The sequence below is a fragment of the Chryseobacterium sp. R2ACT005 genome (genome assembly GCF_049949215.1).
In the GTDB taxonomy this organism is placed as follows: Bacteria; Bacteroidota; Bacteroidia; order Flavobacteriales; family Weeksellaceae; genus Chryseobacterium.
Map to the genome: position 1 here is coordinate 4876103 of NZ_CP188192.1, position 11874 is coordinate 4887976.

At 36.2% G+C, this 11874-nt stretch carries 12 protein-coding genes; 4 read left to right on the forward strand and 8 right to left on the reverse strand.

The annotated features are described in order from the left end of the window. Positions 1-9: 9 nt before the first annotated feature. From ACPF63_RS22410 to ACPF63_RS22445, 8 genes are all read right to left on the reverse strand, one after another. Positions 10-2442 carry a TonB-dependent receptor plug domain-containing protein gene (locus ACPF63_RS22410; protein ID WP_426481383.1) on the reverse strand — a complete coding sequence of 811 codons (2433 nt, stop codon included), beginning with the start codon at positions 2440-2442 and terminating at the stop codon, positions 10-12. A gap of 162 nt (positions 2443-2604) precedes the next feature. Further along, complete coding sequence (locus ACPF63_RS22415; RefSeq protein ID WP_426481384.1) at positions 2605-3762, reverse strand: pyridoxal phosphate-dependent aminotransferase; 1158 nt, start codon at positions 3760-3762, stop codon at positions 2605-2607. A 2-nt stretch (positions 3763-3764) separates the two neighbouring features. Then, entirely contained in the window at positions 3765-4841 is a 1077-nt protein-coding gene (locus ACPF63_RS22420; protein WP_426481385.1) for an FAD-dependent monooxygenase, read from the reverse strand. Between the two features lie 334 nt (positions 4842-5175). After that, complete coding sequence (locus ACPF63_RS22425) at positions 5176-6552, reverse strand: tryptophanase (RefSeq protein WP_047377239.1); 1377 nt, start codon at positions 6550-6552, stop codon at positions 5176-5178. Between the two features lie 92 nt (positions 6553-6644). Further along, positions 6645-7262, reverse strand: coding sequence for a DUF502 domain-containing protein (locus tag ACPF63_RS22430; RefSeq protein ID WP_047377240.1), 618 nt, complete (start codon positions 7260-7262; stop codon positions 6645-6647). A gap of 24 nt (positions 7263-7286) precedes the next feature. Continuing rightward, entirely contained in the window at positions 7287-7865 is a 579-nt protein-coding gene (locus tag ACPF63_RS22435; RefSeq protein WP_077419396.1) for a tRNA-(ms[2]io[6]A)-hydroxylase, read from the reverse strand. Between the two features lie 74 nt (positions 7866-7939). Continuing rightward, positions 7940-9028 (reverse strand): acyltransferase family protein, encoded by a 1089-nt coding sequence (locus ACPF63_RS22440; RefSeq protein WP_426481386.1) that lies wholly within the window; start codon positions 9026-9028, stop codon positions 7940-7942. A 143-nt stretch (positions 9029-9171) separates the two neighbouring features. Then, the gene (locus ACPF63_RS22445; protein ID WP_426481387.1) at positions 9172-10056 is read right to left on the reverse strand and encodes a metalloprotease; all 885 of its coding nucleotides are present in this window, start codon (positions 10054-10056) and stop codon (positions 9172-9174) included. Between the two features lie 184 nt (positions 10057-10240). Between ACPF63_RS22445 and rplU the strand changes: the two genes are divergently transcribed. The 4 genes from rplU (at position 10241) to ACPF63_RS22465 (ending at position 11810) form a co-directional block, all read left to right on the forward strand. After that, entirely contained in the window at positions 10241-10819 is a 579-nt protein-coding gene (gene rplU, locus ACPF63_RS22450) for a 50S ribosomal protein L21 (protein ID WP_077419399.1), read from the forward strand. A 12-nt stretch (positions 10820-10831) separates the two neighbouring features. Further along, a complete protein-coding gene (rpmA, locus tag ACPF63_RS22455) occupies positions 10832-11089 on the forward strand; it encodes a 50S ribosomal protein L27 (protein ID WP_027372929.1) in 258 nt (85 codons plus the stop codon). Between the two features lie 190 nt (positions 11090-11279). Further along, positions 11280-11447, forward strand: a complete 168-nt coding sequence (locus ACPF63_RS22460) for a bacteriocin-like protein (RefSeq protein ID WP_426481388.1) — start codon at positions 11280-11282, stop codon at positions 11445-11447. 195 nt (positions 11448-11642) lie between these two features. Beyond that, the gene (locus ACPF63_RS22465; RefSeq protein ID WP_175627300.1) at positions 11643-11810 is read left to right on the forward strand and encodes a bacteriocin-like protein; all 168 of its coding nucleotides are present in this window, start codon (positions 11643-11645) and stop codon (positions 11808-11810) included. Positions 11811-11874 lie beyond the last annotated feature (64 nt).

Sequence of the window (11874 nt, forward strand, 5' to 3'; positions counted from 1 at the left end):
TATTTTAAGTTAAAACTTAAAGTTAAGTCTGGCAAAAACCTGTCTTCCGGAAAATCCCATCTGAACAGGGTCAAAAATACCTCCGCCTTCTGTATTTCCATCGCTTACATGAGTGGTTTGCAGCGTAGGATATCTGTTGAATAGATTTTTACTACCTAGAGTTAGGTTCAGATTCTTACAAAATTCATAACCAAAAGAAAGATCGGTAGTTACTTTGGGATTATATAGTTGTTCTGTACCATCATAACCAATTAGTGTTGCTTTGTCAAATCTTACCAACTGCAGATTCGCATTGAATTTGTTGATCTTATAATTGAGGTTTAAATTAACTTTTGTTTTTGGAGCAGAAGCAAGGATAAAAGCTTTTTCTCTCTTACTCAGGTAAATATCTTCTTTTCCTGCCAGCTGTTCTGAAGTATTCACTTTGGTAATTTCCATATCATTATAGTTTCCGGCTAAGGTAGCAGTCAGTTTCCCGGAACCAAGATTTTCAGTATAACTTAAAATAAGGTCAACCCCTTTTGTGCGGGTATCTATTGCATTGGAAAAGAACTGCACCTGATCAATAAATGGATTATCTGCCTGAACATCTGCAGGTAAGTCTGCCTGTGCGAAATATCCGGTAAGAACAATTCTGTTTTTTACCTGAATATAATATCCATCCACTGTCGCTGTGAATTTTCCTGTATTGAAAGTAAATCCGGCACTTCCGTTCACAGAGGTTTCCTGCTTCAATTGAGGAATTCCAAGACTGCTTGCAATTTTACTATCGTTAGAAGCTAGCTGAATCGTAACCAACTGCCCACCCTGAAAATTGGTAAACTGCTGGCTGTAGTATTTCTGAGCCAAAGAAGGTGCCCTGAATCCGGTGGAAACGGAACCACGAAAAGCGAATTGCGGTGTGATCGCATATCTTGTCGCAAATTTTCCATTCAGGGTACTTCCGAAATCATTATAATTTTCAAATCTTCCGGCAACACTTATCATCCAGTTTTTTGTAACATCCAACTCGGTGTCTACATAGGCGGCAAAGTTATTTCTGTTTTTGCCTAAATCAATAGAATAGCCGGGAAACCCTTGTGATCCCCCCGGACGATAACGTACAGGATCAGAACCAGGAACTGTTACCCATAAATTTTGAGGAGTATCTTTTGTAACTACATTTCCATTGATATCATACATAGCAAAAGAAGCTTCTTCTCCTTTGATGATATCAAATTTCTCATACCTGAATTCCGACCCGAAAGCAACGTTTAGCCCTTCCAGCACTTTGAACTGTTTCACTGCATTAAAGCCGGTTGTATTCTGTAATAATGAATGTCCTCCGGCATTAAAACTTGTAGGTGATTTGATGCCCAGAGTAGCATTAATTGTATTGTCAATCTGGTAAGTAAATCTGTTGTTGCCAAAAGCATTATAAAAATCTACGTCCCAGCCAGCAACCTTAAATTTCAGACCGTTATCAAACGTAAAATCTGTAATACTTGTATTTTCAATCGGATTAAATCCTGTTGGGTAAACTTCGGGAATATTTCCGTCTGCATCCGGTGTTCTGGTCCATGCGTAGGCTTTGGTGTTTCTATGGGAAAAGCCCTGACGGGAATAGAATTTCAGACCATCAGATAAAGGAAGCTCAATATTTCCGAAAAAGTAAATGTTTTGAGCTTTTGCATCCCCGAAACGCTGCCTTGGTGCAGTATACACATCAGGATTTGCATTTCGTATCGCATAATCTTTGTTCATAAACTCTACTGTAAAGTTTCCAAAACCTCCTTTTGAACCTATTTTAGTTCCTAAATTTCCACTGAAATCAACGGTTGTTCCGTCTATTTTATGATCAGAAACGACATCATTATTTCCGGGACTTTTAAAAAGGTTCATTCCTGTGAATAGATTTCCCTCAAAACCTTTATCACGATCATTCAAAATAACATTGATTACCCCTGCGATAGCATCTGAGCCATATTGAGCTGAAGCTCCGTCACGAAGGACCTCCACTCTTTTTATGGCACCAATGGGAATGGTATTCATATCGTATCCCGTATTTCCTCTTCCTTTAGTTCCGAAAAGATTGATCAGTGAAGACTGGTGATATCTTTTTCCATTTAACAAGAGTAGGGTTTGATCTGGGCCTAAGCCTCTTAAAGTGGCAGGATCTACTGCATCGGCTCCATCAGACCCTGATTGTTTGTTGGAATTGAAAGAAGGTGCAGAAAACTGTAAAAGCTGGTTGATTTCTACTTGGCCAGTTGACTGGCTTACCTGTTTGATGTCGATGATATCAATAGGAACGGGTGTATTTACTACAGTTCTTTTTTTATTACGGCTTCCGGTAATAGCGACTTCGTCTATCTTAGATTCTTTCAGGGTATCCTTTATTTGCTGGGCATAGGATAGGGTGGAAACTCCAAGAAAAATAATGCTGATGTATTTTATTTTCATATAGATAATTTTGAGTGGTGATTTAATCAAAATTATCAATATTTATTTTTAAATCCATACTAAAATTAAATATTTAGTATGGATATCTTAATTTAATAGAGATTAGCGTTAATTTAAGAAAAATAATAACTTATTATTTGAATTTAATGAAAAATTTTAATGTTAAAAGCTGGTAATGATTCTGTTAATTCCTTCTTCTAAAATTTCCTGTGAGGTGGAAAAGCAAATTCTGATATGTCCTTCCGCTCTTTTTCCGAACCATCTTTCTGATCCTGGAACAATGGCAACTTTCCCCTGTTTTAAAACATGTTGGGCAAATTGATCACTGGACATTCCGTTTTCAATCTTTGGAAAGAGTACGAAAGTAGCCTCAGGGAGATTGGGGTTTAGAATTTCTGAGCGGCTTAATAATGTAAACGCAAGATTCCTGTTACTCTGTAAATGTGCTAAAAATTCCTCATACCAAGGTTTTGCTTTCTCCAAAGCTACGCTTCCGGCAATCTGTGACAAAGTAGAAACACCTTCTATCGTTGAATTGAAATTGGATTTCTCTGTAAAATCCTCAAGGATATCCTGATCATGACACAAGACAGCCCCGATTCTCAATCCTGCTATTCCAAATGATTTTGAAAACCCATACACGGTAAAGCTTTTTCTCTTTGCTTTTTCAGAAACAGAAGAATAGGTATGAAAATCTTTGTTGTCATAAATAATATCACTCCAGATTTCATCGCTCATCACCCAAAGATCATGAGCTGAAGCGATCTCTGCTATTTTTATTAATACTTTTTTAGAATAAACACTTCCCAGGGGATTGTGTGGATTGCAAATGCTGATAAGTTTGGTTTTGGAACCAATTAAAGAGACCAGTTTTTCAAAGTCAATGTCTCCGGTTATTGTATTTACAGGACAAAGCATCACTTTTCCACCTGCTGTTTCTACTGATTTTTTGAAAAGAAAATCTACAGGATCCAGAATAATGGCTTCATCTCCCGGATTCAGAACATAAGAAGCAATCAGGAACATTCCCTGAGCAGCACTGTTGACAGCCAGAACATTTTCAGGAGAAAAAGTTCCGTGTTTCTCTTTGTTGAAATGGTCTGCAACACTTTTTTTGAATTCCGGAAGACCAGAAAACGGTCCGTAGCTTAGATAGCCGTCTTTCAGGTATTCAATAATTCCCTGTTCTATTTCAGGGGCTGTCCTGAAGTCCGGATCAGCAGCGGTAAGGGGAATGATTCCTTCTTCCAGGGTTGCCCATCTTCCGTTATAAGCCTTTCTTTTCAAAGCTTCAAAATTGATATCATTATTGCTGAACATAGTTATTTATAAGATATGGGTAAAATATTTTCTGATTGTTGACTAAGTGGCAAGAGGAACTGATTGAGCAATGTTCTTCCGTTGTTGATATGAACTTCAATTTCAGGCTTCCTTTTTTCTTCATATTTTCTGAAGGCTTCCTTTATGTTTTTATCTTCAACTAAATATTTCGTTAATGTAAAGGAATCTTTTAGTGCAGAGGTTACTCCCTGGCTTGTAAAAGGAATCAGCGGATGGGCTGCATCTCCTATGAATACAATATTATCTTTATAAAACGGATTGAGCTTTTCCAACTCATACACACACCATAAATGTACGTTTTTATAGTCTGATTTCTGTATAATTGACGGGACTAAAGGATGCCAGTTTTGAAAAACTTCAAGCATATATTTCCTTAGATTCTCTGGTGAACACTCATTGATCGTGTATTTCTCATTATCAAACTGTGAATACCAAAGAATGGTATCAGCAGAAAGTTTAAGGATTCCAAATGTAAGGCCTCCTTCTTCATGATGGAATTTTATAAAGTCATTTTCAATAGAATCCGCAATTTCCTTATCCTGAATAATATTGACTACTTCACTTTCTCTTACCGCTTTCAGTGTTTCACTTTTGAAGAGACTTCTTCTGATACGGCTTTTGGAGCCATCGGAAACAACAGCAACATCCGCGTCAATATCATTGCCATCCGAAAGTTTCAATTTTCCATTGCGTCTATCATCAGGGATGATCGTTTGTTCATAGGTTATTTTTTCTGGGGAGATGTTTTGTACCAGCAGATCAATTAATGAATGTCTTGAAATGGCGAAGACATTGTTCAGCTCCTTTTCTGCCAGCATCTTTCCTGTATGGGAGTACTGTATGTATTTTTTTAGAAAATTTCCATGCTGAAGAAGAAGATCAGGATCGAGAATCTGATAAAGGTATTCCATCCCTTCCTGTGGAATGAGAAAGCCATGACCTGCCAGATCTTTCTTTTTTCTTCTTTCGTAAATGTGGTAATCAATCTTGTGCTTTTCTAAGTAATTCGCCATGCTTAAACCGGAAATACCGGCACCCACGACAGCAATTTTCTTCATTTTTTTTCGGAATAACGGATTTTTCAGGTTGGTTCTCAAGTATTTTTACATCTGTTTCATCAGATGGATACAAAATTAAAATTAAAAACATTCACTATTTCAAAAAATGGATTAATTTGATTTTGTTTTCTTAAAAATAGAATGAAAAGAATAATATATTGTATGTAATAAATAAATATGCTTGATTTATATTTATTTTTAAAATGCAGTATCTGATTGATTTTGAATTTGTTATTAGTGTGTGTTTTGGAATATAAAAAACAATATTGTCTTAGTATTGGAGGATTTTGAACTTTAAAGCATAAAAAAACCGGAAAAAATTCCGGTTTTATGATTAAGCTTTTTCAAGCTGAACAGTAAAGTGTCTTAAGATTTCCGGCTCCCAGGTGATCTTGTACCCTTTTGCTATTTCTTCACGTCTTTCATAAACGTTCTTGATAGCGGCAGCAATATAATCCATATGGTTATTGGTATAGGTTCTTCTAGGAATTGCCAGACGTACCAATTCTAATTTCGGATAACGGTTTTCTCTTGTTGCAGGATCTCTGTCTGCCAGTAGTGTTCCTATTTCTACGGTTCTGATCCCTGCTTCTTTATAAATTTCAAGACCTAATGTCTGTGCCGGATATTCTTCACGGGAAACATTGGGAAGGAAGTTTAGAGAATCAATGAATACAGCATGTCCTCCGATTGGTTTTTGAACCGGGATTCCATATTCAATCAACTTATTGCCTAAATATTCAACCTGAGAAATTCTGCTTTCAAGATAAGCAAACTCAGTAGCTTCATCAAGACCTACAGCTAATGCTGCCATATCTCTTCCAGCCATTCCACCGTAAGTAATAAAGCCTTCATAAATAATTGTAAAGTTGGAAGCTTTTCTGAAAACCTCTTCATTATTCAAAGCAATAAATCCTCCGATATTTACTAAACCGTCTTTTTTAGAACTCATTGTCATCCCGTCTCCGTAAGAGAAAATTTCCTTGCAGATTTCTTTGATGCTTCTGTTTTCCTGTCCTGCTTCTCTTTTTTTGATGAAGTAAGCATTCTCAGCAAATCTCGCTGAATCAAAGAATACGGGGATTCCATATTGGTCAGAAAGTGCTTTTACAGCCTTCATGTTTTCTAATGATACGGGCTGTCCTCCTGAAGAGTTACACGTAATGGTAATTAAGCAGAAAGGGATGTTTTCTTTAGGGTGGCTTTTATAAACTTCTTCCAGTTTTTCGAGGTTGATATTTCCTTTGAAAGGGTGAAGGTCATTAATGTCAAAAGCTTCATCAATTGTACAGTCGATGGCATGTGCTTTTCTGATCTCGATATGTCCTTTTGTGGTATCAAAATGTGAGTTTCCCGGAACTACATCACCTTCTTTTACCAATACTGAAAAAAGAACGTTTTCAGCGGCTCTTCCCTGGTGTGTAGGTAATAAATATTTGAATCCTGTAATTTTTTCAACAGTTTTCTGTAATTGTTCAAAAGAACGGGATCCTGCGTAGCTTTCATCTCCGGTCATCAAAGCAGACCATTGTTTATCAGACATTGCTCCGGTTCCTGAATCGGTAAGCAGGTCAATATAAACATGTGAAGATCTTAAATTGAAAAGGTTATAATTAGCTTCTTTAAGCCATTGCTCTCTTTCTTCTCTGGTGGATTGATAGATTTCTTCCACCATTTTAATGCGGAAAGGTTCCGCGTACGGTAAATTCATGAGTTAAATTATGTTTTAAATTGTTTGTAAAGAAAATGTGTTTGAAAATAATTTTCAAAATTCATCAATGTATAAATAAGGCTTGGGAAGTATTATTCCGGAGCTTTAAATATGTTTTCATCAGAATGGAATCCGGCTACACCGCCGCTCACTGCAAACTTCATTGCAGAAGCCGCTGTCATTCCCACTACAGGTTTGATGTTTTTTTCTTCAGTAACAATTACCCAGCCCGAGATGGCGTACGAGTGGGGAAGATATACCGCAACGTAATTATGCTTGTCAACGTCCGACATTTCTTTTTGAGTTAAAAAACCAATTCTCCAGATCTCCGGATTTTCATTGGTTTTTACCCATACAGGATCGTTGAATTTTTTCTTATCACCTACAAATGAAGACATCACGTCTTTTGTGGGAGTGTAAATATGTTTTACTCCCGGAGTTTTCTCCAGTAAACTGTCCATAGTATCGAAAAAGAATCTTCCGACCACGAATTTATTTCCCAGATATCCTAAAATAGCTGTAAACAGAATAATGGATACGAATACAAGCCCTGGAATCTGCTTGGCCAGCGAAGGAACAAGATTGTCAATGGCGCTTACAATATACCAGATTACAAAAATGGTAAGCCCGATAGGGCCAATGATAACGAGTCCCTGAAAAAAGTTTTTCAGAAATAGATTGGCAATATTTTCAAAGCTTGGCTTCTTCAATGTGTATTCTTTACTGTTTCTATTTTAACCGTGAATAGTTTCTTTGTTTCCGTAGGATTTAATAATATTAGCTTCATATTCCAGCCATTCTTCCCAACGTTTGTTTACTTTCTCCGGATCTCCAAGCTGTCTTGCAAATCCAATGAATGTAGTATAATGATTAGCTTCAGAAATCATAAGTTCTTTGTAAAAAACTTTAAGTTCTTCGTCTTTGATGTTTTCGGTAAGAACCTTAAATCTTTCGCAGCTTCTGGCTTCAATCATAGCAGCAAAAAGCATTTTGTCTACGATGAGGTTGTCTCTTGTTCCCTGAACGATAAATTTCGCCAGTTCATTCACGTAATCATCTTTTCTTGCTCTTCCAAAGGTATATCCTCTTTTCTTAATGATCTCATGAACCTGATTGAAATGATCCAGTTCTTCCTGTGCAATGGCAAGAAGTTCTGTTACAATCTCAGGATATTCCGGAAGCATTGTAATCAGGCCTATGGCATTAGTAGCTGCTTTTTGCTCACACCAGGCATGATCTGTTAAAATTTCTCCGATGTTTCCTTCTGCAATATTTGCCCACCTTGGATCGGTAGGGAGTTTCAACTTAAACATGTTGTAAAATTTCTGTAAATTTAAACAAATTGAGGTAAGAAATGTTACTTTATTTCAATTTGATCATTAAAGTCTTAAGAGGCGGTCTTTCTTCTTAGGAATTCCAAAATATTCCAACCCCAGATATCTACTTTTTTTAATCCGGCAGAGATAACAAAAGCTAAAACGATATTAATCCCATAAATAATGATCATTAAAATCCACCATGACATATTTTCTTTTAACGGAACGACCAGAAAATACACCAATGAAGAACTGATGCCCTGTGCAAAGTAGAAGAAAATAGCATTCTTCCCGATGTGGGTGATAAAATTTTCTTTTGTGATTTTTAATCGGTTATAAAGGACAAATAATGTTACGAGTGAGAATAATGTCCAGATGATATAAGGGATTTTTGGTGGGAATTTGTTTTTGTTGATTTTATAGAAAATTTCTCCCCCATAGTACCAGAACATCCATATAAGAGCTGCCCCAACACATGCATATAGTATAGGAATTGCTTTGGCTGGAATTTTTTTTCCTCGCATCCTGTGACCAATTAAAAATACAGCAAGATAAAAAGCTACATACCCCACCTGTCCTGTTGGATAATATTCCGGGAAAAGATTGAATAATAAAGTAAGCCCCATACAAAGCCCGATGAACCAATTGATATGTTTCGGGAAGAACCTTAAGATAAGGACACCAAAAACAGTGAGAACATAATAAACTTTAAGATACCAGAAGCTTCCCATCACTACAGGAAAAGTGTCAGCATTGGTATATTGATGAAGGTACCAGTTGCCCAGATTTTCCCATTGAGGAGTTGCTGAAATACTGGTGGCCGAGTATTTAGACCCAAATGTGGAATAAAAGTTTTGAAGCCATTCCATGGAAAAGAAGTTCAGTCCAAAAACTTTAAAGAAGTAATCTAAAAAGAACAGGAAAGTCACAAATATCATATAGGTAATCTGCAGTTTCAATAGCCGGTACAATGTTTTTTCAATATTGGCTCCGGAAGTGATTCCACTCAGGGCATAAAAAAGAGCAACATCAAAAACAAGCGAGAAGACTCTTACTTCTGCGGGAATATAAAACTGTCCAGACCAGAAAGCGGTATGGATAAAGATGATAGAAAGTGTTGCCAGTCCTTTGGCGAAATCAATATAGAGATCTCTGTTCATTATAGATTGCTTGGAAGATTTTTATTTTTTCAAAAATACAAACAAATTGATTTTATAGAACATAAAAGATTTTAAAAACAAAAAAGGGGCGGAACATACTGTCCGCCTCCTTTCTTAAATATGCTAAAAATGAATGTTCTCGTTTATTGAAGATGTTTAAACTCTTCTGCGGAAATTTCTCCGGACTGAATTTTTCTCAGCTCATCAATATATTGACTCATATATGCGTCAATTTCAGGATTTACTGTATTCTTAGCCATCTTATAAGTTCCGTTTAATACTCCCTGATAATAATAGAAGAAGTTATAATCGAAATTTGATGCATTAAGATCATATTGTCCTAAAAGGAATCCTAAACGCACTGCTGATCTTCTTTGAGCAGGAGTTCCGTGGTGTCCCGGACTGGTGGTCTGATAATCTCCGATGCTTTGTGCAAACTCGTAAGCTGCTGCAATTTCAGGAAAGCTGGTTTTATTATAACCATTAGGTCTTCTCAGGTAGTATCCTGCAAAGCCATCAGCTTCAAGCTCGTTAGGTCTGGCTGTATTTTCATTTACAGAAGGAAGTCCAAAAATATACTGCAGTTGATGCCCGTATTCATGAGCAAGAATCATCGCATTCACAATATCTCCGCCTTTTGCTTTTGCATCATAATAGATGGCATATCCATAATAGATCTTTCCGGTAGAATAGGAAATTGCATTGTACGTTGAATTGAAATTGGATGCATCATTCACAAATCTCAGTGTAGGATTGCTTCTTCCCCACAAACTTGCGATTTTAGTCATCTGACTATTCATAAAATTGGTATCTGTGGAGTTTTGTAGACCGGTTAATAAAACCGAATTGTTGCTCCAGTTGTTGTCTACATAGGAGCAGATTTTTTCAAGATCTCCAGGCTGATCAATTTTTGCACTAAGTTCTTGCTGAGGTTGAACACTGTTGTCCATTTGGTCATCACTACATGCTGTCAGTGAAGTGACAGCAATGACACCTGCTAGTAAGCAGAGATTAAAGTTTCTTTTCATATATAAATTCAATTTGGTAAAACGAAGGTATGAAATTATCTCTTAAGTGTGAGTGCTTTATTAAAAAAAATTATTCAAAACATAGTGAATAGGATTTATATTAAAAAAACATTACTTTGATTGTAAGCTATTTAGAAAATTATATGTATATTTGCACCTCGAAATAACTAAAAATTTATAAACAATGTTTGCAATTGTAGAAATAGCAGGGCTTCAATACAAAGTTGAGCAAGACCAGAAGTTGTTTGTAAACCGTTTAAAAGGAGATAAAGGAGGAAAAGTTTCTTTCGATAAAGTTCTTCTTACTGTAAACGGAGCAATCACTGTAGGCGCCCCAGCTGTAAATGGAATCACTGTAGAAGCAGAGATCCTTGACCACGTAAAAGCTGATAAAGTAATCGTTTTCAAAAAGAAAAGAAGAAAAGGTTACAAAGTGAAAAACGGTCACAGACAATCTTTAACTAGAATCGTAATCACTGGTATTACTGGTTTTGAAGGTGGAGCTAAAAAAGCTGCTGCTAAAAAAGAAACTGTGAAAGGTGAAGTTCTTTCTGACAACGCAACTGTTAACTTTGGTGAAGATCATGAATTGAACTATCACTTAAAGAAAAACAACTTGTCTCAGTCTAAAGAGAACAGAGAAACTTTAATTACTTTAGGTAAAGCAGTTAAAGTTGAATTAGAAAAGAATATTCTTACTCATGAAGAAGTAGATGCTGCTATCATTAAGAATATCGATCAATTTAAAGCACTTAATAAATAATCCAGTAATAAAATGGCACACAAGAAAGGAGTCGGTAGTTCCAAGAACGGTAGAGAGTCTCACTCTAAAAGATTAGGTGTGAAGATTTTCGGAGGACAAGCAGCTATTGCCGGAAATATTATTGTTAGACAAAGAGGTACTCAGCACCACCCAGGTGATAACGTGGGAATCGGTAAAGATCACACTTTGTTTGCATTAGTAGATGGTAAAGTAGTTTTCAGAAAGAAAGCAAACAACAGATCTTTTGTATCTGTAGAGCCAAACGCATAATTTTTAAGCGTTTTATAAAAATTAAAGCCTCAGCATTTGCTGGGGCTTTTTTGTTATTTCTACTGTAATAATTTTTTCTGGATATTCTATTGTTTGTGAAATATTTTTATATTTGTTAACTGTCCAATTATGAGTCAGTTGCGAGAACCGAAAAGCATAAAGAGTAGGCACGTATTAAAACAAAATATCTATGAAAAATCTAAAAAAATTAAGCAAAAAGAATTTAAAAGAAATAACCGGAAGAGTAGCGGCAGTCTGCCCTTCTATGTTTCAATCCTGTGATGAATGGTGCAGATGGTCACCATGGCAAAAATCACACTGTATACTTTCTCAGCCCTGTACAGAATGTTTTGAATGATATTAAATGAGATCTCTTTGAGATTTTTTAGAGCTGAATCTTTAAACAGGGTTCAGCTTTTATATTGAGTTAAAAAAACTTAAAAAATATCCTATAATAGTGAAATAATTATATATTTGTTTATAATCAACTAGAAATCGTTGCGGAAGCCGAAAAGCAGAGAGAGTAGGCAACAAAATAAAACTAAATATAATCATGAAAAATTTAAGGAGATTAACGAAAAAAAATCTGAAGAGTATTAACGGAGGTGCTGTATGGTGCCCGCCAAAACCTATTACATCATGTAGTACATGGTGTGGGCTGACAAAGGAACAGAAAATGCGTTGTCTGCTTGATGTAGAAGAGCCTTGTGAATGCTTTTAATATCTTATATAAGTTAGAAAATAAAAGTTCGGCGGCTTCAAAGAAGCCGCCGAACCTGTTTTTG

What these genes read in the sequence shown, in the direction of transcription:
- ACPF63_RS22410 (WP_426481383.1), bottom strand. Translation starts at nt 2,442, where the DNA reads ATGAAAATAAAATACATCAGCATTATTTTTCTTGGAGTTTCCACCCTA.
- ACPF63_RS22415 (WP_426481384.1), bottom strand. Translation starts at nt 3,762, where the DNA reads ATGTTCAGCAATAATGATATCAATTTTGAAGCTTTGAAAAGAAAGGCT.
- ACPF63_RS22420 (WP_426481385.1), bottom strand. Translation starts at nt 4,841, where the DNA reads ATGAAGAAAATTGCTGTCGTGGGTGCCGGTATTTCCGGTTTAAGCATG.
- ACPF63_RS22425 (WP_047377239.1), bottom strand. Translation starts at nt 6,552, where the DNA reads ATGAATTTACCGTACGCGGAACCTTTCCGCATTAAAATGGTGGAAGAA.
- ACPF63_RS22435 (WP_077419396.1), bottom strand. Translation starts at nt 7,865, where the DNA reads ATGTTTAAGTTGAAACTCCCTACCGATCCAAGGTGGGCAAATATTGCA.
- ACPF63_RS22440 (WP_426481386.1), bottom strand. Translation starts at nt 9,028, where the DNA reads ATGAACAGAGATCTCTATATTGATTTCGCCAAAGGACTGGCAACACTT.
- ACPF63_RS22445 (WP_426481387.1), bottom strand. Translation starts at nt 10,056, where the DNA reads ATGAAAAGAAACTTTAATCTCTGCTTACTAGCAGGTGTCATTGCTGTC.
- rplU (WP_077419399.1), top strand. Translation starts at nt 10,241, where the DNA reads ATGTTTGCAATTGTAGAAATAGCAGGGCTTCAATACAAAGTTGAGCAA.
- rpmA (WP_027372929.1), top strand. Translation starts at nt 10,832, where the DNA reads ATGGCACACAAGAAAGGAGTCGGTAGTTCCAAGAACGGTAGAGAGTCT.
- ACPF63_RS22460 (WP_426481388.1), top strand. Translation starts at nt 11,280, where the DNA reads ATGAAAAATCTAAAAAAATTAAGCAAAAAGAATTTAAAAGAAATAACC.
- ACPF63_RS22465 (WP_175627300.1), top strand. Translation starts at nt 11,643, where the DNA reads ATGAAAAATTTAAGGAGATTAACGAAAAAAAATCTGAAGAGTATTAAC.